This window comes from Pararhodobacter zhoushanensis (assembly GCF_003990445.1).
GTDB lineage: Bacteria > Pseudomonadota > Alphaproteobacteria > Rhodobacterales > Rhodobacteraceae > Pararhodobacter > Pararhodobacter zhoushanensis.
Map to the genome: position 1 here is coordinate 609264 of NZ_REEZ01000002.1, position 19050 is coordinate 628313.

Below are 19050 nucleotides of genomic sequence, written 5' to 3' on the forward strand. Positions count from 1 at the left end.
ATCACGAAGTTTGCCGCGTCCGCATTGCGGCTGGGGTCTCGCATGATCTGCCCGACCTTCACGGATCCCGCAGGAACTGCGGAATCTTGGGACCAGGCGTGAGAGCGAGGGGGAGCGCAAAAGCTAAGTCATCCCAAAGCTCTGCTGCGCGAGGCGTTGCCGTTCCCCACGCCGTGAGGGTTTCCCTTTAGCGCCCGCTTTTCTCGCTGAGACGTGGCCAAATTTGGAGAGTATAAGCCGCGCGCCAGAAGAAAGATCTGTGCCATAACGTGCGCTTCCCCTCATGCCAGCCTGCATCGCAAACCCTCGCTTTGAATGACATGGTGACGGGTTTGAGCCCAACCGAGCCTGCCAGCCCGTCCCGTTGATCGAACAGCAGAGCAGCGGCGCGCACGAGGGTCGGGCGACGCCGGGTTCGGTCTGGACAACCTCCCGGCCTTGGGCGAACACTGGGGCTGTGGCGCCGGCGCGCGTCTTGACTGTTTTGATCGGCGGCATGCACACCAAACTCATTCTCGATACAGACGGCGGCGTTGATGACGCACAGGCGCTGTTGATGCTCATTGCAGCCGGGCGCACGCCCGATGCTGTGACCACGGTCTTTGGCAATGTCGATCTCGACGCCGCGACCCGTAACATCCTGTCGGTGCTTGCCGTCGCCGGGGCCGGTGACGTGCCGGTGCACAAGGGCGCGCCCGCAGCGCTGGTCAATCCGGCGATTGCCGCGCGCGAGATCCATGGCGCGGATGGGCTGGGGGGTGCGCCGCGACCCGACAGCCAGCCTGAGGCCGCAGGCGCGGACGCTGTCAGTTTTCTGGTGGCCGAGCTGCGCGCGGCCATCGCCGGGGGCTGGAAGGTCGATCTGCTGATGATCGGCCCGCTGACCAACCTTGCGTTGGCGCTGCGCTGCGCGCCCGATTGCGCCGCTGGAGTCGGCAAACTGGTGATCATGGGCGGCACCATCGACGGGCGCGGCAACGTGACGCCCGCCGCCGAATTCAACATCTACGCCGACCCCGAAGCCGCGCAGATCGTGCTGACGGCCGGGCTGGAGACGCTGCTGGTCCCGTGGGAGACCTGCGCCGATCACCGCATGCCGGGCGATCAGGTGGCGGCGCTGTTTGAAGACACGCCCGAAACCGCGCACAGCCGCTTCTCGGCGGCGCTGTCGGCCCATGCGATGAAAGTCATCAAGGGCTTCACCGGCAAGGATTTCTTCCGCTTCGTCGATCCCCTCGCCGCAGCTGTCCTGATCGACCCCTCGATTGCCACCGAAACCCTCACCGCCTCGCTCGATGTTGCGCTCGCCCCCGGGCTGACGCGCGGCATGGTCGTGGTGGACCCTTCCGGGCGGCTGGGAACGCCGCCCGTCACGCTGCTGCGCAAGGCCGATATCGCGCGCGTGATTGCTCTCTACGCGGCCTCGGTTTCTGCATGACTTTTCCTGCCGATCTGCTGATCAACGCCCCTGATGAAGTGAAAATCCGCCAGCGCCTGACCCGCGTTGCGCGCGGCGATCTGCCCGCCGACACGCGGCTCAGGGTCGGGCGGCTGCTGGATGTGCATTCGCGTATGTGGCTGAGCGATCAGGAAATCATCATCGCGGGTAAACGCATCGCCTATGTCGGTCCCTATGGCAGCTGGCCCGGCGAGGCGGCACAGACGGTGGACCGTTCCAGCCTGATGGCCGTGCCGGGGTTCGGCGAGGTTCACAAGCATATCGAGTCGAGCCATGTCTCGCCCGAATGGGAGGCAGCGCTGGTCCTGCCGCATGGCAACACCTGGACCTGTGAGGCAAGCCACGAGTTTTCCAACGTCAACGGCGCGCGCACGCTGGAATTCTGGCTGGCCGCGCGGCTGGCGGGCAGCCCGCAAAAGATCTTCCCGCTGCCGGGTTCCGCTGTCCCGCCGACCGCCTATGAATGGGGCGGTGGCTGGTTTGGCCGTGACGAGCAGGCGGCGTTCATGGCCGAAAGCCTGATGGTCGCGGGTCTGGACGAGGTGATGGACTGGCCCGCCGTCTGGTCGCCCGAGAACCCGTCCTATGACCGGCTCTGGGGGATGATCGAGGCGACCTTCGCCGCGCGCGGCGTGGTCGAGGGGCACGCGGCGGGCATGCGCGACCTGCCGAACATCAACGCTTTTGCGGCGGCCGGGCTGGCCTCGGACCACGAGGCATGGACGGCGGAAGAGGTGTTGGACAAACTGCGGCGCGGGTTGTTCATGGAGTTGCGCCCGCATTCGGTGAAAGAGATGATCGCCGGGCTGCTGGAGGCGGGCCTGACCGAGTGGAGCCAGTTTGCGCTGACCACCGATGACCGCTCATGCTCGGACACGATGAAACTGGGGGCCACGGATTACAACGTGCGGCTGGCGATCGAGGCCGGTCTGACGCCCGAAATCGCCATCCAGATGGTCACCATCAACCCCGCCCGGCACATGCGTCTGACGCCGTGGGTCGGCTCGATTGCGCCGGGGCGGTTTGCCGATGTGGTGCTGCTGGACGATCTGGACAGGCTGTCGATTGCGCAGGTCTGGGCGGATGGCGCGCAGGTGTCGGACGGCGCGCTCTACCTCAAACCCGTGCCGCAGATGGACTGGCCGGAATGGGCGACCAAGACGGTCAAGATCGACCGCCAGATGACTGCCGCCGACTTCGCCATCCCCGCCGAACCGGGGCGTGAGACGATGCAGGCGGCTTTGCTCAGGCCGTTCCATTGGGCCGATGACTTCCTGACGATGGAACTGCCGGTCGAAAACGGCCACGTCCAACGCGATGCGTCGCGCAATGTGACCAAATTCGCCATCGTGGATCGGTTTTCGGGCGAGGGGCAAACCTCGGCCATGTTCTGGCTGGGCACCGGCCCAAAGACGCCTGATTCGGCATTGGCCTGTTCGATGGGCCACGACAAGCACAATATTTGGGCAGTCGGGTCGTCGGATGAGGCAATGGCCCTTGCCGTCAACGCGCTGAATGACATTCAGGGGGGCTGGGCACTGGTCCGCGAGGGGCAACTGGTGGCGACCGTGCGCTATGAGATCGCCGGGCTGATGACCTGCCGCTCGCCCGAGGAACTGGATGCCGAAATGCAGCGCCTTTACACGGAAGGCGCGAAAATTGACTGGATGTACGAGCCGACATTCAGCCCCCGGTGGTATCCCGGCTTCCCCGAGCGTCTGGCCTTTGCAACCCTAACGTGCGCACCGTGGCGCTGGGTGCTTGTGGCACCGTCGCCGCTGGCGCCCGAGGGGTTCGTCAATGTCGCCACCGGCCAGACGCATCCAGTCGTCTGGTGATCACGGCTTGGTGACGCGATCCCTTGCATTGCCGTTTTCGCGCCCTTAGCGTCTCTGGGCAAACCGCTCCGGCATCTTGGCCCGAGCCCAATCACCCCCCAGCCCGTGGATACCCATGATGCCCCGTTTGAAAAGCCTCACCCTGTCGTCGCTCTCGACCCTCGCCCTGCTGGCCGCCGCGCCTGCCGGCGCCACCACGTTCACCATTTCCTGGTGGGGCTTCAACGGCGACAAGCTGCAAGACATCATCGTCAACCCGTTTCAGGAAATGTGCGACTGTGAAGTCGTGTTCGAGACCGGCAACAACGGTGACCGCGTGAACCGCCTGCAGATGCGCAGCGGTGCCGGAGTGGACGTGATCTATCTGACCGACAGCTACAGCCAGGCTGCCATCGAGCAGGGCCTGTTCCAGCCCATCGACCGCGCGCAGATCCCCAACATCGACCAGCTTTATGATCTGGCACAGGCACCGCAGGGCGAATTCGGCCCGGCTTATACCGTCGGGCGTATCGGTCTGGTGTATGACTCGGCCCGCGTCAGCCCGCCGATCACATCGTGGAACGACCTGTGGCGTGAAGATCTGGCCGGGATGATCTCGTTGCCGAACATCACCACGACCTCGGGCCCGATGGTTGTGCTGCGCGCCGGTGCCCATGCGGGCGTCAACGCGTTCGAGGATGCCGATGCGGCCTTTGGTGCGCTGGCTGAACTGGTGCCGAATGTGGTGACGAACTACAACACCGGCTCGGAAATGATCAACCTGTTCTCGACCGGCGAGATCGCCGTGTCGATGACGCAGGACTTCACCCTGAACCCGCTGCGCGCCGCCGTGCCGACGATCGAATGGGCACAGCTGGAAGATGGCGAAATCGCCGTGCTGAACACGCTGAACATCCCGGTGGGTTCCGAGAACGTCGAGCTGGCGCATCAGTTCATCAACTTCGTGCTGTCGGCTGAAATCCAGCAGCAGCTGGCCGAGCAGGGCGTCGATGCCCCGGTCAACACGATGGTTGATCTGACCCCGGAGCAGGCGTCCGCCTGGACCTATGGCGCCGATCAGATTGCCAGTCTGCACCGCATCGACTACAGCCAGCTGAACCCGGCCCGCACCCAGTGGCTGGACCGCTGGAACGAAACCTTCGGCATGTAACCGAACGACACCAATCCGGGCATTGAGCCCCTTGGCCGGTCCCGCAACCCCCGGGACCGGCCTTTTCTGACCAAGGCGGCCCGGTCAGGGCCGCATCGCTGGATACGCTTATGAAACGAATAGCCGGATGGATGCTGGCCAGCCCCGCGACCTTGGCGATCACCCTGTTGCTGGTGCTCCCGGTCGCCGCGACCATCGGCATGACCTTTGGTCCCAGTGATGGCGGGCCCTGGGGCATCGTCCAACCCTACGCCAATTTCTTTGACTCGGCCTTTCAGCGCCGCGTCCTGTGGCGCACGTTCGAGGTGGCAGGCTGGGTCACGGTAATCTCGCTCGCCGCCGGTCTGGTGACCGCCTATGTCGTCGCACGCTGCCCGCCGTGGATGAAATCCACGCTGGTGGTGCTGGCGGTATTCCCGCTGCTGACCGGTGTTGTCGTGCGCTCGTTCGCGTGGCTGGTGCTGCTGGGCCGTCAGGGAATGATCAACGAATTCCTGCTCTGGACGGGGATGATCGAGGCGCCCCTTAGCATGCTCTACACCCCCGGCGCGGTGATCGTCGCCATGGTCTATATCTTTGTGCCGCTGATGGTGCTGGTGCTGGTCGGCGTGCTGGAAAATATCCCTGAGGATCTGCTGCAAGCCTCGTCCTCGCTGGGCGCGGGACCGGTGGCCAGCTTTGTGCAAGTCACCCTGCCGCTGGCCGTGCCCGGTCTGATCGTCGGCGCGGTGCTTGTGTTCACGGCCAGCTTCACCTCTTACGCGACGCCGCATCTGCTGGGCGGATCGCGGCAGATGATGATGGGCACCTTCCTGCAACAACGCGCGATGGTCGCCTTTGACTGGCCCGGCGCGGCTGTGGTCGCCGCGATCATGCTGGCGGTCATCGTGGCCACGGTGCTGGTGATGACCCGGCTCGCGCGCCGCCTGAACCCGATGGCGACCTGACATGACAAACCGCATCCACCCCGTTCTGATCGCCTTCACGATCCTGATCTATCTGTTCCTGCTGGGACCGCTGATCATCATCTTCGGCGCCTCGCTGTCGGACACGACTTATCTGACCTTCCCGCCGCAGGGCCTGAGCCTGCGCTGGTTCGAGAATATCTGGGAAATCTCGGCCTTTCGCCGCACCATCGTCACCTCGCTGCAAATGGCCATTCTTGGCACCTCGATCGCGCTGCTGATCGGCATTCCCGCGGCCTATGCGCTCAACCGCTACCGGATTGCGCTGCCGGGCTGGCTGTCGACGCTGTTCGTGCTGCCGATCCTCGTGCCCGAGATCGTCATCGGCTTCTCGCTCTTGCGCTCGGTCACGGTGCAGGCGGGCATTCCGGTGTGGTACGCGCTGCTCATCGGCCACACGCTGCTGGTCATCCCTTACGTGATCCGCGTCGTGTCAGCCTCGCTCGCGTCCTTCGATTTCTCGATTGAAGAGGCAGCCGTCAGCCTCGGCTCGCACCCGGCGAAGACGTTCTTCACCATCGTGCTGCCCAACATCCGATCGGGTGTCATCGCCGCCTTCATCCTGTCGTTCATCACCTCGATCAACGACGTCTCGGTATCGCTGTTCCTCACCGGCCCCGGCATCTCGACCCTGCCGATCCAGCTGCTGGCGCATATGGAACAATTCTTCGACCCGACCATTGCTTCGGTCTCGGTCGTGCTGATGCTGCTCACCATCATTGTGATGATCATCGTCGAGCGCACGCTCGGCCTGGCCATCGTCGCCAAGTAAGACCAAAGCCCATGACCCTGCCCCTGACCATCGACGCCATCACCGCCCATTACGGCACCACCAAGGTGCTTGAAGACCTCTCGCTGTCGCTGGCCGAGGGCGAGCTTGTCTCGCTGCTGGGCGCGTCGGGATGCGGCAAGACCACGACGCTGCGGCTGGTGGCGGGGTTTTTGCAACCGACCTCGGGGCGGATCACGCTGGGCAGCAAGGATCTGACCCGCCTGCCCGCCCATCAGCGCGACATCGGACTGGTGTTTCAGAACTATGCGCTGTTCCCGCATCTGACGGTGCGTGAGAACGTGGCCTTCGGGCTGAAACAGCGCAAAGTGGCCACCGCCGAGCGCCTCAAACGCGCCGATGCGATGCTCGACCGCGTGGGGCTGGCGCATCTGGCCGACCGGCTGCCTGCGGCATTGTCGGGCGGGCAAAAGCAGCGCGTGGCGCTGGCCCGCGCGCTGGTGATCGAGCCGCCGCTGTTGATGTTCGATGAGCCGCTCTCCAACCTCGACGCCAAACTGCGCGTCGATATGCGGGTCGAGATCCGGCAACTGCAACGCGCCAATGGCACCACCGCGCTCTATGTGACGCATGATCAGGAAGAGGCGTTCTCGATCTCGGACCGCGTGGCGATCATGCATCAGGGCCGGATCATGCAGCTGGACACGCCCGAGGTGCTCTATCAGCGCCCGGCTAATGCCTTCGTGGCCAATTTCGTCGGGTTCGAGAACCTGATCCCGCTGACCGTCAGCGCCCGCAACGGCGCGCTCGTCACGGCGCAGACGGCAGAGGGCGCGGTGCTGGAACTGTCGCAAGACCAGCTCGGCCCGATCCCTGACCGCTTCACGCTGGCCACGCGCCCCGACGGGCTGGTGGTGACGACCGACCCTGCTGCATCTGGCCTGCCCGCAACGCTGGGCCTGCGCACCTATCTGGGCCGGGCGTATCAGTATCAGGCCAAGGCGGGCGGGTTGTCCGTCGTTGCCAACAGCGCCCTGTCGCAACCGCTGGACGCGGGTGCAGCCGTCCGGCTGACGCCGAACCCTGAGCAATGCGCCATCCTGCAACCGGAATGAGCACCCTGCTCACCAACGCTTGGCTGCTGACGATGGACGCGGGCCTGACCCAGCACCGCAACGGCTGGCTGCTGGTCAACGGCGACCGGATAGAAGCCATGGGCAGCGGCACCCCGCCCCCCGCTGATACCGTGATCGACATGGGCGGCGATGTGGTCATGCCCGGCATGGTCAATCCGCATTGCCATCTGGCCATGTCGCTGTTTCGCGGTCTGGGCGAGGATGTGGACGACCGCCTGTTCCGCTACATCCTGCCGCTGGAACGCAAATTCGTCTCGCCCGAGATGGTGCGCGCGGGCACGGCCCTATCGGCGCTGGAGTCGATTCAGGGCGGCGTCACCACCGTCGCCGATATGTACTACTTCGAGACCGTGGTGGCCGAGGTCATGGACCGCGCGGGCCTGCGCGGCGTGCTGGGCCAGACGCTCGCCGATTTCGCCGCGCCCGACCACGCCAGTTTCGATGAGGGCTTCGCGCTCTGCGATCAGCTGGCCGACCGGCTGGCCGGGCACCCGCGCCTGACCGCCTCGATCGCGCCGCATGCGCCCTATTCCACCGGCCCCGCGCTGATGGAACGTGCCGCGCGCTGGCACGACGACCACCCCGACACCCGCATTCAGATCCATCTGGCCGAAACCGAGCCCGAGGTCGCCTGGGCCCAGCGCGAGCACGGCATGACCACGACCGCGCTGACCGCCGCCACCGGCCTCTTGCGCCCCGGCACGCTGGCAGCGCATTGCCTCTTGGTCGATGACGCCGACATCGCGCTGATTGCCGCCTCGGGTGCCGGTGTCGCGCATAACGCGCGTGCCAACGGCAAGGGCGGGCGCGGCATGGCGCGGGTTGAGGATATGCGCGCGGCGGGCATCGCCGTGGGCATCGGCACCGACGGGCCGATGAGCGGCAACACGCTGGACCTGTTCGCGCAGTTCGCCCCGGTGTCGATCTTCGCCAAGATCCTCGGCCACTCGCGCGGCCCGCTGCCTGCCACTGAGGTGATCCGCATGGCCACCATCGAGGGCGCGCGGGCGCTGCGGCTGGACGACCGGATTGGCTCGCTCGAACCCGGCAAGCAGGCGGATCTGATCCGCATCTCGCTGGACGCGCCGCGCCTGCACCCGGTTTACGATGTCTTCTCGATGCTGGTCTATGCCGCGATGGCCAGCGATGTGCGCGACGTGATGGTGGCGGGGAACTGGCTGATGCGCGACCGGCAGGTCACCACGCTGGAGCCCGCCAAAGTCATGGCCGACGCGCTGCAGATCGCCGGGCAGTTTCAGGCCGAAATGGCCGCCATCGACGCGAGGGTTTCATGAAGGTCATCATCGACACCGACCCCGGTCTGGATGACGCGGTGGCGATCCTTTTCGCGCTGGGCGCGCCGGGCTTTGATGTGCAGGCGATCACCAGCGTCGCGGGCAACATCGGCATCACCCGCACCACCGACAACGCGCTGCGGCTGCTGGCGGTATGCGGCGCGGATGTGCCAGTGGTGCAGGGGGCCGAGGGGCCGCTGGCCGGTGAGGGCCTGAGCGAAGAGGCGATCCACGGCGCGGACGGGCTGGGCGGCGTGACCTTGCCCGACCCAATGGCGCAGGCTTTGCCGGATGCCGTGCGTTTCATGGCCGCGCATCTGATGGCCGAACCGGCGGGCAGCGTGACGATCCTCGCCCTTGCCCCGCTCACCAACCTTGCGCTGCTGGCCCGCGACCACCCGGCGGCCTTTGCCCGGCTGGGCGGTATCATCGCCATGGGCGGCACGATCCATGAGCAGGGCAACGCTGGCCCTTACGCCGAGTTCAACCTCGCCGCCGACGCGCTGGCCGCCGATATCGTGCTGGGCGCGGGCGTGCCGTTCACGCTGATCCCGCTCGACGTGACCCGTCAGTTCCGCGCGACCCCTGCCCATCTGGCCGAGCTGCGCGCCGCCGGAACGCCTGCGGCCACCACCGCCGCCGCGCTGATCGAGGCGTATTTCACCGGCTCGACCCGTGAATCCCGCCCGCTGCATGACCCATGCGTGATGCTGCTGGCGCTGGCGCCGCAGATCTTCGGCATCGACCCGATGCGCCTGCGCGTCGATACTGCCGGGCATCCGGGCCGTCTGGTCCCCGACAACGCCCGCCCCGCCATCAATGTGGCGATGCGGATTGACGCCGAAGCCGCGCGCGAAACCCTGTGGGCAGGGCTGTGCCGTTCGGTCAGTCGTTAAGCTCAGCGCGGACCAGCTCGGTCCAGAACGCCACGCCCGAGGCAATCGCCGCGTCATTGAAATCATAGCGCGTGTTGTGATGCAGCGCACCGTCCACGGCCGGGCCGTTGCCCAGCCAGACATAGCACCCCGGCACCTGCTGCGAGAAAACGGCAAAATCGTCACCTGCGGTCGAGGGCGGGAAGGCCCGGCGCACCTTGGGCAGCGCGCGCTGCGCGGCTTTCAGGGCGCGGGCGGTGGCGTCGGGGTCATTGACCACCGGCGGCACGCCGCGCCGGTAGTCAAAGTTGGCCGTGACGCCATAGGTCGCCGCAATACCTTCGGCGATGCGGGTCAGCTCGGCCTCGAGCTGGTCGCGCACATCGGGGGAATAAGCCCGCGCCGTGCCGCCGACCCGCGCGGTCTCGGGGATCACGTTCAGCGCCGAGAAATCCCCCGACGACAGCGCGCAGGCGCTGACCACGGCGGGGGCCAGCGGATCGACCACCCGCGCGACGATGGTATGGATCGCCGTCAGAAACGCCCCCGCCGCCGTGATCGCGTCGCGCCCCAGATGCGGCTTGGCGCCATGCGTGCCGGTGCCGGTAAACACCACCTCCCAGCGGTCCGAGGACGCCAGTTGCGGCCCCTCAACCACCGCCATCTCGTCAGGATCGAGGCCGGGCATGTTGTGCAGCCCATAGACGCGGTCAACCGGGAACTGCTCGAAGAACCCGTCCGCAACCATGCGCTGCGCCCCGCCGCGTCCTTCTTCGGCAGGCTGGAAGATGAAATGGACGGTGCCGTTGAAGCCCCCGTCCCGCGCCAGCTGCCGCGCCGCGCCCAGCAGCATCACCGTGTGCCCGTCATGGCCGCAGGCGTGCATCCGGCCGGGGTTCTGGCTGGCGAAGGGCAGGCCCGTGTGCTCGGGCATCGCCAGCGCGTCCATGTCGGCCCTGAGCGCGATGCGCCCGTGCCCGTTACCCCGCCGCAGCGTGCCGACCACGCCCGTTTCACCCAGCCCGCGATGCACCTCGATACCCGCCTCGGCCAGTTTCTCGGCGACGATTGCGGAAGTGCGGGTTTCCTCGAACCCCAATTCGGGATGCGCGTGCAGATCGTGGCGCAGGGCGACCAGCATCGCTTGTTCATCATCGGGAAGGGTCGCGGACATGTCTTGCCAATCGGTCAGGGAGTTTGCCATACCGCAAAGTGACCCATCCCCCCGCCGAATGCCAGAGGTAGACCCGCCATGACGCTCGCCCCGCACGACTTCTGGCAGCAGATCTTTGCGCCGGGTAGCTATGCCACCGGCTCCGGCACCGTCCACACTCACCACTACCCCGCTACGCTGCCCGATGGCCGCCAGATCCTGCTGCCGATCCGGGTGCTGCCGGGGGATGGCACGCAGGCGGTCGCCTCGCTGATCGTCAATCAGGCCTCGTTTGTTGTGCATGACGCGCTGGTCGAGGGGATGGCGGCACTGTGGGCCGACGCAAAGGCCGACGTGGTGATCGGTGTTCCGACTTTGGGCCTGACGCTCGCCACATCGCTGGCGCGGCGGTTTGGCCATGCGCGGATGGTGGCTTTGGGCACCTCGCGCAAATTCTGGTACGACGAGGCCCTCAGCGAGCCCCTGAAGTCGATCACCACCCCCGGCGGCGGCAAGGACATCTATCTGGACCCGCGCATGTTGCCCCTGTTGCAAGGCCGCCGGGTGCTGCTGGTGGACGATGTGGTCAGCTCCGGTAGTTCTCTGGCAGCCGTGTTGAGGCTGCTGGACAAGGCCGGGATCGCGCCGGTCGGCGTTGCCGTCGCAATGGAACAAGGCACCAAGTGGCGGCAGACGGTGCCGGGGCCTGAGCGGGTCAAGGGTGTCTTCGCAACGCCGATCCTGCGCGCGGTGGACGGCGGGTTCGTGAACGACGCGGCCTGAAAGGCCGGTTGCGCCCTGCGGCAAACTTTGCTCTGCTCGCGCCAAATTCTAAGTTAACGGGAGAGACACCATGGGCGAGTTCATCACGCTGCCAACCGAGGATAACGTCCCGCTGCGCGCCTACCGGGCCGAGCCCGAGGGCACGCCGCGCGGCGGTGTCGTGGTGTTGCAAGAGATCTTTGGCGTCAATCACCAGATCCAGAGCACCGCCGACCGTTTCGCCCAGCTTGGCTATCTGGCCATCGCACCCGCCGTTCAGGACCGGGCGATGCCGGGTTTTTTCACCGATGACTATTCGCCCGAGCAGTTCACCAAGGCGCGCAGTTTCATCGGCAGCTTCGCGCTGGATCAGGCGCTGCTGGATGTGAAAGCGGCGGTGACCGAGGCCGCCAAAGCGGGCAAGGTCGGCGTCACCGGCTATTGTTTCGGCGGCATGCTGACCTGGCGCGCGGCGCATGCCGGGATGGGGCTGTCGGCGGCCTCGGGCTATTACGGCGGCGGGGTGATGAACTATATCGACGCCGCCCCGCAGATTCCGATCGAGATGCATTACGGCGACCGCGATGCGGGTATCCCGCTGGAGCAGGTCGAGCAATTGCGTGCCCGTTATCCGCAGCTGCCGATCTACGTCTATGACGCCGATCACGGCTTTTACAACGACGAGCGCAAGCCGACCTTCGATGCCCCGGCGGCGACTGTCGCCTTCGCCCGCACCGCCGAGTTCTTCGCCCGGCACCTCGCCTGAGCATGGCGCGCACGGACGCGGCGCTGGCCGCCGGATGGCAGGCAGCGGTTCAGGCGGTCACGGACAGCCGCAACGCCCCGCTGTCTGCCCGCCATGCCCTGCACGCCGCCGTGGCGCTGGACCGCCTGTCGGATCTGGCCCATGCGCGGCGCTCAACCCTGCCCCCGACCCTGGGGCGGGCGGGTGACATCCTGACCTTCCGCGCCGCCTTGCGGGCCGCCGATCCGGCCTTCGGGCCGCTGATGGACCTGACCGCCTGCAGCGCGAACGGCCCGCATCTTGCGCTGATCGCCACCGAAATCCCCCCCGAAGGTTTCGCCAGCCTGCCGGTCGGCGATCTGATGGTCAGCCTGTATAATGCAGGCACGGTGCCACGGCTGTTTCTGGTGACCCAAGCGGAGAACCTGCCCATGCAACCGCTGTTGCAAGCGGCGCTGGACTGGTGGCGTACCGTTGTGCCGCCAGCCACAACGGACTGATCACGCTTGCGTCAGCGCATGGCCAGCCGCGTGACTTGGGCCAATCTGTCCTATCTCTGATCCATAGGATCACCCGGGGAGGGACCGCAGATGACGCGCATGACGGCCAAGGATTTCGATCAAGGTCTGCTCGATCTCTACGATTTCTACGCCCATGGCAAATTGACCAAGCGCGAATTTCTGGACCGCGCCGGGAAATACGCGATTGGCGGCGTGACGGCGGGTGCCCTGCTGGGGATGCTGTCGCCCGATTACGCGCTGGCCGAGCAGGTCAGCGCCGATGACCCCGAGATCACCGCCGACACCATCACCTACCCCAGCCCGAACGGCACCGGCGACGTGCGCGGCTATCTGGTGCGCCCGGCCTCGGCCGAGGGACCACTCCCGGCGGTGCTGGTCATCCACGAAAACCGCGGCCTGAACCCCTATATCGAAGACGTCGCCCGCCGTCTGGCCAAGGCCGGGTTCATGGCGCTGGCGCCGGACGGGTTGACCTCGGTTGGCGGGTATCCCGGCAACGACGCCGAGGGGCGCGCGTTGCAAAGTCAGGTCGACGGCACGCAGTTGATGAACGACTTCTTCGCCGGGTTCGAGCACCTGCTGGCGCGTGAGGATTGCACCGGCAAGGTCGGCGCTGTCGGCTTTTGCTATGGCGGCGGCGTGGTGAATGCGCTGGCGGTGGCCTATCCTGAACTGGCCGCTGGCGTGTCGTTCTATGGCCGTCAGGCCGATGCCGCCGACGTTCCCCGCATCCAGGCACCGTTGATGTTGCACTACGCCGCGCTGGACGAGCGTATCCTGCAAGGATGGCCGCCGATGGAAGCCGCGCTGATCGAAAGCGACAAGGTCTATGAGGCCCATATCTACCCCCATGTGAACCACGGGTTCCACAACGACAGCACGCCGCGCTACGACGAAGCCGCCGCCGCACTGGCATGGCAGCGCACCCTCACGTGGTTCACGATCTATCTGACCTGACGGCGCTCTGCGCCCTCAGCCAACCCAGGCGTGCGGCACGGATGACAGCGTGTTTGCCCGCTGGACCGCGTCCTGCGAAGCGTCGATCAGGTGTTGCAGCAAGACCTGCACCGCCGGATTCAGCCGTCGGTTATCCGGCACCATCGCCTTGATGGTGAAATCGGGCAGCCGGAAGTCGGGCAGCACCGCCACGATCCGCCCCGCGTCGACCGCCGGTTGCGCGATGTAGGAGGCCAGCGTCGCAAAGCCGAGGCCATGCTCGACCGCTTTGAGCAGCATGGTGCTGTCATTGGCGGTGAAGCTGTTTTGCACCTCGACGCTGACCGTGCCGGACGGCCCCTCGAACACCCATGTTGCGCCGGTTGCGGCGAAGACGTTGCACTCCCGCCCCGCCAGATCGCGCGGGTGATCGGGCATGCCATGGGTCCGCAGATAGTCGGGCGAGGCGACCAGCAGCCGTTTCATCCCGCACAGGGGAATATCGACGACGTTGGTGTAGGTCGTCGGCAGCGCACCGATGGCAATGTCAAAGCGCTCTTCGATCGGATTGACCGAGCGATCCATCAACACCAGCTCGATCCGCACCCCCGGATGCGCGCTGCGGAAACTCACCAGCGCGTCACCGATATAGTACATCGACAGGGTCGTGGGGCATTTGATCCGCAGATGCGCCTGCAGCGCGCTGCGCGGCCCCCAGCCATCGTGCAGAACCGCGTCCAGTTCGGGCAAAGCGGCCTGAAAGCGCAGGCTATAGACGCGGCCCGCTTCGGTCAGAGCCAGCTCACGCGTCGAGCGCACGAAGAGCGGTGTTTTCAACTGGTGCTCCAGTTGCGAGACGCGCTTTGAGACGACCGAGGGCACGGTATCCAGCGCCCGCGCGGTGGCCGAGAAGCTGCCGTGCCGCGCCACGGCCAGAAACGTGCGGATATTGTCGAGCGTATCCATGAAAGCCCCCCAGCCGCGCCCCGTCCCTTTCGCGATCCGCGAAAGCTGACGCGTCGATATAGATCTTTTTCATCAAAATCGATTCGTTAACAATGAATTTCTGGTTGCCCGATCTCAGGATCGGACCCCGTGCAGGGAGGCAGGGCGCAACCACTGAGGAATTTGGGAGGTTAGGTTTATGGGGGGTTCTCCCAACACGGGGACAATCGAGGTCCGGCGGAACGCGCCTGCGCCGCGCAAGCTGGTGGCGGATGTGTGCGTGGTCGGCGCGGGGATTTCCGGCGTGGCGGCGGCTCTGGAGGCCGCAAAGCTGGGCCGTCGTGTGGTGCTGGTGGACAGCCAGCCCGCGCTGGGCGGGCAGGCGGTCAACTCGATCATCGCCACGTTCTGCGGGCTGTTTTCAAACGGCACGCATGGGTATCAGTTCACCTATGGCATCGCCAATGACATCCTGAACGCGCTGGGCGCGCAGGATCAGGCGCTGCATTATCGCAACGGGCCGACCACCACGGTGGTCTATTACGACGAGGTGGCGCTGGGTCGCTGGGTCGAAAGCAGCATCCTGACCGCCGGTATCCAGCCCGTGCTGGGGGCCACGCTGATGGCCACCGATGTGCAGAATGGCCGTATCCTGAGCGCGCAGTTCATGACCCGTTACGGCGCTGTGACGGTCGAGGCTGAGGGCTTTGTCGATGCCAGCGGCGATGCCGCGCTGGCGTGGCAGGCCGGGCTGGCGTGCCGCGAGCCGGAAAATCACAAGGTGTTCGGCACGCAGATGGTTGTGCTGGAAAACATCAATGAGGCCGCGCAGCCCTCGAAGCAGGCGATCAGCGCGCGGATGAAAGAGCGCGGCGATGCCTACGGGCTGACCCGGCGCGAGGGGCTGGGCTTTACCATCCCCGGTCGCGGCATCGTCGCGATGAACATGACCCATGTCGAAACCCCGCTGGACCCGGTCGAGGCGTCGATCAAGGCGCTTGAGGGCAAGCAGCAGGCCTCGATCGCCGTCGATTTCCTGCGCGCCGAATTCCCCGAGTGTTTCGGTGCCGCCCGTGTGCGCTCGTTCGGTCTGCCCGGTATCCGCCAGACGCGCTGGATCGTCGGCCAGCACCAGTTGACGGTCGAAGAGATCAAGGCGGGCACCAAGTTCGACGATGCCATTGGCCGCACCGCCTGGCCTATTGAGCTGCACGACCACGGCGACGGGCACCACTGGATCACCTTTGATGAGGACCATGTGCATTACATCCCGCTGGGCAGCCTGATCTCGCCGGAATGTCACAACCTCGTTGCCGCCGGGCGCTGCATCGACGCTGACAGTGCCGCGCTGTCCAGCGTGAGGGTGATGGGGCCGTGTATGGCGATGGGCATGGCGGCGGCGCAGGCGCTGGATCTGGCGGGCTCGGGTTCGGTGCATCAGATCGACCGCGCGAAACTGCGCGAGCGCGTGTCGGACAACGTCGAGCGCCGCGACTATCGCTGGACGCCTGAACAACTGGCAAACCCGGTCACCGCCTGAAGCCAAGAAAGGCGACCCCATGTATTTGACAGACTATGAGAAATCCCTGCTGAACGGCGATCAGGGCCCGGCAAAGGCCCGCGCCATGGACCTGTTGCAACGCTATGGCGAGGCTTTGGGAGCCGAGCGGCTGGTCGAGACGGCCAATGTCGCCGGGGCGTTCAACGCGTCAACGCCGTCCATCGCGCCGATTGCCGCCAAGGGCTTTCACCGGGTCTATTCCGAGCTGAACCTCGACAGCGATGACACTGTGGACATCCCACATATGGCGGTGCCAACCTGTCAGCTGATCACCGGCATCGACAATGACAACTGGAAACTGCAGGGCGTCGATCCCGAACTGGCCCGCATGCAGCGCGAGTCCGAGAAATTCCTCGGCAAGCGTGGCGTGAACCTTATGGCCACCTGCACGCCCTATCAGGTCGGCAATGTGCCGGTGCTGGGCGAGCATTGCGCGTGGATGGAATCCTCGGCCGTCATCTACTGCAACAGCGTTCTGGGTGCCCGCACCAATGTCGAGGGCAAGGAAAGCACCGGCGCTGCCGCGCTGACCGGGCGCATCCCGTATTGGGGCTATCACCTGCCCGAAAACCGCTTCGGCTCGCATCTGATCGAGCTGGATATCGAGGTCGACGACATGGCCGACTGGGGCGTGCTGGGCTATTTCATCGGCGGCGAGGTCGAAGAGAATATCCCCGTGCTGAACGGCATCTCGCACCAGCCCAATCTGGTCAAGCTCAAGCATTTCGGCGCAGCGGCGGCCTCGTCCGGCGGGGTTGAGATGTACCATATCCCCGGCGTCACCCCCGAGGCGCGTTCGGTGGCCGAGGCGTTTGGCCCCAAACGCGCTGTGCGCACCATCCGCTACGGCGCGCGCGAACGGCTGGCGACCTACGAGCGGCTACAGAACGCCACCGACCGCAAGGTCGATTTCATCATGCTGGGCTGCCCGCATGCCTCGATCGAACAAATGGCGCTGATCGCGCATATGCTGGAAGGCAAGCGCATCCACGCCGATGTCGCGCTGTGGGTCCATACCCCCCGCGCGATCCGCCAGATCGCCGAACGCAGCGGCTATTGCGAGATCATCGAGGCCGCAGGCGGCGTGGTGATGAGCGATACCTGCCCGGCGATCTCGCGCCGGATGCCGCCCGGGGTGCGCGTCATCGCCACCGACAGCGCCAAGCAGGCGCATTACCTGCCCGCGATCACCAAGGTGCAGGGCTGGTTCGGCACGGTCTCGGATTGCATCAACGCCGCCGTCACCGGCGAATGGCAGGGGGTGGCGGGATGAGCACACTCACACTCACCGGGCGCAAGGTGGTCGGCGGAAAGGCCGCTGGCGAGGCCATGGTCACCTCGCAGACGATCTCGGGCTGGGGCGGCATTAATGAGAGCACCGGCACGGTCATCGAATTGCAGCATGAGCTGCGCGATCAGTCCTTTGCGGGCAAGATCCTGGTGTTTCCGGGGGCCAAGGGCTCGTCCGGCTGGTCGGCCTATTTCCACATGACGCGGATCAACGGCGTCGCCCCGGCGGCGATGATCTTTACCCGCATGACCACCAAGATCGCGCTGGGGGCCGTGGTGACACGCGTCCCCGCCATGACCGATTGCGACCAGGACCCGCTGACGGTGATCGAGACCGGAGACTGGGTCGAGATCGACGCCGACGCAGGCACCATCACAGTCACCAAACGAAAGGGCTGAGACCGAACGGCAAGACGACGGTGGAGGACCGTCTGAACAACAGAACGATTTAGGGAGGAATAGACACATGACAGTATCCAGATGGTCACAGATCGGCGGCGCGATGATGGCGCTTGGCCTTGTGACAGCGACCAGTGCCGCGGCAGACGACGATTATGAGTGGCCGCGCTTCATCAACGTCATCACGCCGATTGTCGGCACGGCCAACCATTCGCTCGCCGTGGCGTGGACGTCGGAATTTTCCGCACAGACCGGCTCACGCGCGCGGGTTCTGCCCGCACCCAACGGCTTTACGCGGGTGCAATGGCTCAACACCGACGAGGGCCGCATCGCCATGCTGCAGGCGTCGGACTATTTCGACCAGATGGACGGGGTCGAAGGCTTCGCTTCGCCTATGGCCGGACCGGCGGATACCCGCGTTGCCAACATGAACATGGTCACGCCATGGGGCTACATGGTGCGCGGCGACAGCGACATCCAGTCGATCACCGACATCGGGCCGGGCACGCGAATCTCGTTCTCGCCCAGCTCGTCGTTTCTGGTCGCCGGGGTCAACGCGCTGCTGGCCTATAACGGGCTTGATGCCAGCGACGTTGAGTTGGTCGAGGTCGGCAACTACGGAGCCAACACCCGTATCGTCGTCGAAGGCCGCGCCGATGTGACCTTCACCTCGCCGCTGTCCGGTCCCAGCTACGAGGCAGAGGCAGCGCCCAGCGGTGTCCGCTGGCTGGCGCTGCCCGACCCCTCCGCTGACCCCGAGGCCTTTGCCCGCTACCGCGCCTTCCAGCCGGGCTATGTCCCGCGCGAAACGGTGGCCGGAGTTACCTCGTCCATCGGCGTGCCCATGGATCATGCCTTTCAGGCCAACCACGTCCGCGCGGACGAGGATGAGGAACTGGTCTACCAGCTGCTCAAATGGCTGACCGAAGAGCATGAATCCTTCCGCGAGGCCTTTACCCACGCCAATATGATGAGCGTCGACAGCCTTGTGGCGTTCATCGAGGCCGGTGCCCTGCAGCCCCTGCATCCCGGCGCGATCCGGTATCTGGAGGAAATCGGCGTCTGGACGCCCGCGTATCAGGCTCATCAGGATGCACTGGTCGAGATGGCGCAAACCCGCGTGGCGCTGTTCGAGCAGGCTGTGGCCGACGCACAGGCGCAAGGGATTGATACCAACCCCGAGAACGCCGCCTGGGTCGAGTTCTGGCAACAGGCTCTGGCCGATGCTGGCGTGACGCAAAGCTACGGCGAAATGGTTCTGGCCCTGCCCTGACCTCTTGGCCGACGGCG

General features: G+C 65.7%; 18 protein-coding genes. 16 read left to right on the top strand and 2 right to left on the bottom strand.

Going from position 1 to position 19050, the window contains the following annotated elements; genetic code table 11:
• Window positions 1–496: 496 nt before the first annotated feature.
• From EAE28_RS07685 to EAE28_RS07720, 8 genes are all read left to right on the top strand, one after another.
• Window positions 497–1438, top strand: a complete 942-nt coding sequence (locus EAE28_RS07685) for a nucleoside hydrolase (protein WP_127105236.1) — start codon at window positions 497–499, stop codon at window positions 1436–1438.
• Window positions 1435–3297: an adenine deaminase gene (locus EAE28_RS07690; protein ID WP_127105237.1), complete on the top strand. Its 1863-nt coding sequence runs from the start codon at window positions 1435–1437 to the stop codon at window positions 3295–3297. The genes EAE28_RS07685 and EAE28_RS07690 overlap by 4 nt, the downstream gene beginning before the upstream one ends.
• 118 nt (window positions 3298–3415) lie before the next feature.
• Window positions 3416–4447, top strand: a complete 1032-nt coding sequence (locus EAE28_RS07695; RefSeq protein ID WP_181954481.1) for an ABC transporter substrate-binding protein — start codon at window positions 3416–3418, stop codon at window positions 4445–4447.
• Window positions 4448–4557: 110 nt separating this feature from the next.
• On the top strand, window positions 4558–5394 hold the full coding sequence (locus EAE28_RS07700) for an ABC transporter permease (RefSeq protein ID WP_127105238.1): 837 nt from the start codon (window positions 4558–4560) through the stop codon (window positions 5392–5394).
• A 1-nt stretch (window position 5395) separates the two neighbouring features.
• Complete coding sequence (locus tag EAE28_RS07705; protein WP_127105239.1) at window positions 5396–6184, top strand: ABC transporter permease; 789 nt, start codon at window positions 5396–5398, stop codon at window positions 6182–6184.
• Window positions 6185–6195: 11 nt separating this feature from the next.
• Window positions 6196–7257 (top strand): ABC transporter ATP-binding protein, encoded by a 1062-nt coding sequence (locus tag EAE28_RS07710; RefSeq protein ID WP_127105240.1) that lies wholly within the window; start codon window positions 6196–6198, stop codon window positions 7255–7257.
• Window positions 7254–8573: an amidohydrolase family protein gene (locus EAE28_RS07715; RefSeq protein ID WP_127105241.1), complete on the top strand. Its 1320-nt coding sequence runs from the start codon at window positions 7254–7256 to the stop codon at window positions 8571–8573. The genes EAE28_RS07710 and EAE28_RS07715 overlap by 4 nt, the downstream gene beginning before the upstream one ends.
• Window positions 8570–9469, top strand: coding sequence for a nucleoside hydrolase (locus tag EAE28_RS07720; RefSeq protein WP_127105242.1), 900 nt, complete (start codon window positions 8570–8572; stop codon window positions 9467–9469). Before EAE28_RS07715 ends, EAE28_RS07720 begins: the two co-directional genes overlap by 4 nt.
• Here EAE28_RS07720 and EAE28_RS07725 read toward each other — a convergent pair.
• The gene (locus EAE28_RS07725) at window positions 9459–10622 is read right to left on the bottom strand and encodes a M20 aminoacylase family protein (RefSeq protein ID WP_127105243.1); all 1164 of its coding nucleotides are present in this window, start codon (window positions 10620–10622) and stop codon (window positions 9459–9461) included. The genes EAE28_RS07720 and EAE28_RS07725 overlap by 11 nt on opposite strands.
• Before the next feature lie 78 nt (window positions 10623–10700).
• On the opposite strand from EAE28_RS07725, the gene EAE28_RS07730 reads away from it, so the two are divergent.
• From EAE28_RS07730 to yghX, 4 genes are all read left to right on the top strand, one after another.
• On the top strand, window positions 10701–11384 hold the full coding sequence (locus tag EAE28_RS07730) for a phosphoribosyltransferase (protein ID WP_127105244.1): 684 nt from the start codon (window positions 10701–10703) through the stop codon (window positions 11382–11384).
• A gap of 70 nt (window positions 11385–11454) precedes the next feature.
• Entirely contained in the window at window positions 11455–12129 is a 675-nt protein-coding gene (locus tag EAE28_RS07735; protein WP_127105245.1) for a dienelactone hydrolase family protein, read from the top strand.
• Window positions 12130–12131: 2 nt separating this feature from the next.
• Window positions 12132–12608: a hypothetical protein gene (locus tag EAE28_RS07740; protein WP_127105246.1), complete on the top strand. Its 477-nt coding sequence runs from the start codon at window positions 12132–12134 to the stop codon at window positions 12606–12608.
• A gap of 90 nt (window positions 12609–12698) precedes the next feature.
• The gene (gene yghX, locus EAE28_RS07745) at window positions 12699–13586 is read left to right on the top strand and encodes a YghX family hydrolase (protein WP_127105247.1); all 888 of its coding nucleotides are present in this window, start codon (window positions 12699–12701) and stop codon (window positions 13584–13586) included.
• A 15-nt stretch (window positions 13587–13601) separates the two neighbouring features.
• On the opposite strand, the gene EAE28_RS07750 is transcribed toward yghX, so the two are convergent.
• A complete protein-coding gene (locus tag EAE28_RS07750; protein WP_127105248.1) occupies window positions 13602–14531 on the bottom strand; it encodes a LysR family transcriptional regulator in 930 nt (309 codons plus the stop codon).
• Between the two features lie 178 nt (window positions 14532–14709).
• On the opposite strand from EAE28_RS07750, the gene EAE28_RS07755 reads away from it, so the two are divergent.
• The 4 genes from EAE28_RS07755 to EAE28_RS07770 all read left to right on the top strand — a co-directional run bounded on the left by EAE28_RS07755 (window position 14710) and on the right by EAE28_RS07770 (window position 19033).
• Entirely contained in the window at window positions 14710–16050 is a 1341-nt protein-coding gene (locus EAE28_RS07755; RefSeq protein ID WP_127105249.1) for an FAD-dependent oxidoreductase, read from the top strand.
• A 19-nt stretch (window positions 16051–16069) separates the two neighbouring features.
• Window positions 16070–17344 (top strand): aconitase X, encoded by a 1275-nt coding sequence (locus EAE28_RS07760; RefSeq protein ID WP_127105250.1) that lies wholly within the window; start codon window positions 16070–16072, stop codon window positions 17342–17344.
• Window positions 17341–17760 (top strand): aconitase X swivel domain-containing protein, encoded by a 420-nt coding sequence (locus EAE28_RS07765; protein ID WP_127105251.1) that lies wholly within the window; start codon window positions 17341–17343, stop codon window positions 17758–17760. Before EAE28_RS07760 ends, EAE28_RS07765 begins: the two co-directional genes overlap by 4 nt.
• 67 nt (window positions 17761–17827) lie before the next feature.
• A complete protein-coding gene (locus EAE28_RS07770) occupies window positions 17828–19033 on the top strand; it encodes a TAXI family TRAP transporter solute-binding subunit (RefSeq protein ID WP_127105252.1) in 1206 nt (401 codons plus the stop codon).
• Window positions 19034–19050: the final 17 nt, after the last annotated feature.

What these genes read in the sequence shown, in the direction of transcription:
- yghX (WP_127105247.1), top strand. Translation starts at nt 12,699, where the DNA reads ATGACGCGCATGACGGCCAAGGATTTCGATCAAGGTCTGCTCGATCTC.
- EAE28_RS07765 (WP_127105251.1), top strand. Translation starts at nt 17,341, where the DNA reads ATGAGCACACTCACACTCACCGGGCGCAAGGTGGTCGGCGGAAAGGCC.
- EAE28_RS07760 (WP_127105250.1), top strand. Translation starts at nt 16,070, where the DNA reads ATGTATTTGACAGACTATGAGAAATCCCTGCTGAACGGCGATCAGGGC.
- EAE28_RS07700 (WP_127105238.1), top strand. Translation starts at nt 4,558, where the DNA reads ATGAAACGAATAGCCGGATGGATGCTGGCCAGCCCCGCGACCTTGGCG.
- EAE28_RS07710 (WP_127105240.1), top strand. Translation starts at nt 6,196, where the DNA reads ATGACCCTGCCCCTGACCATCGACGCCATCACCGCCCATTACGGCACC.
- EAE28_RS07705 (WP_127105239.1), top strand. Translation starts at nt 5,396, where the DNA reads ATGACAAACCGCATCCACCCCGTTCTGATCGCCTTCACGATCCTGATC.
- EAE28_RS07735 (WP_127105245.1), top strand. Translation starts at nt 11,455, where the DNA reads ATGGGCGAGTTCATCACGCTGCCAACCGAGGATAACGTCCCGCTGCGC.
- EAE28_RS07740 (WP_127105246.1), top strand. Translation starts at nt 12,132, where the DNA reads ATGGCGCGCACGGACGCGGCGCTGGCCGCCGGATGGCAGGCAGCGGTT.
- EAE28_RS07695 (WP_181954481.1), top strand. Translation starts at nt 3,416, where the DNA reads ATGCCCCGTTTGAAAAGCCTCACCCTGTCGTCGCTCTCGACCCTCGCC.
- EAE28_RS07720 (WP_127105242.1), top strand. Translation starts at nt 8,570, where the DNA reads ATGAAGGTCATCATCGACACCGACCCCGGTCTGGATGACGCGGTGGCG.
- EAE28_RS07755 (WP_127105249.1), top strand. Translation starts at nt 14,710, where the DNA reads ATGGGGGGTTCTCCCAACACGGGGACAATCGAGGTCCGGCGGAACGCG.
- EAE28_RS07685 (WP_127105236.1), top strand. Translation starts at nt 497, where the DNA reads ATGCACACCAAACTCATTCTCGATACAGACGGCGGCGTTGATGACGCA.
- EAE28_RS07770 (WP_127105252.1), top strand. Translation starts at nt 17,828, where the DNA reads ATGACAGTATCCAGATGGTCACAGATCGGCGGCGCGATGATGGCGCTT.
- EAE28_RS07750 (WP_127105248.1), bottom strand. Translation starts at nt 14,531, where the DNA reads ATGGATACGCTCGACAATATCCGCACGTTTCTGGCCGTGGCGCGGCAC.
- EAE28_RS07690 (WP_127105237.1), top strand. Translation starts at nt 1,435, where the DNA reads ATGACTTTTCCTGCCGATCTGCTGATCAACGCCCCTGATGAAGTGAAA.
- EAE28_RS07730 (WP_127105244.1), top strand. Translation starts at nt 10,701, where the DNA reads ATGACGCTCGCCCCGCACGACTTCTGGCAGCAGATCTTTGCGCCGGGT.
- EAE28_RS07725 (WP_127105243.1), bottom strand. Translation starts at nt 10,622, where the DNA reads ATGTCCGCGACCCTTCCCGATGATGAACAAGCGATGCTGGTCGCCCTG.
- EAE28_RS07715 (WP_127105241.1), top strand. Translation starts at nt 7,254, where the DNA reads ATGAGCACCCTGCTCACCAACGCTTGGCTGCTGACGATGGACGCGGGC.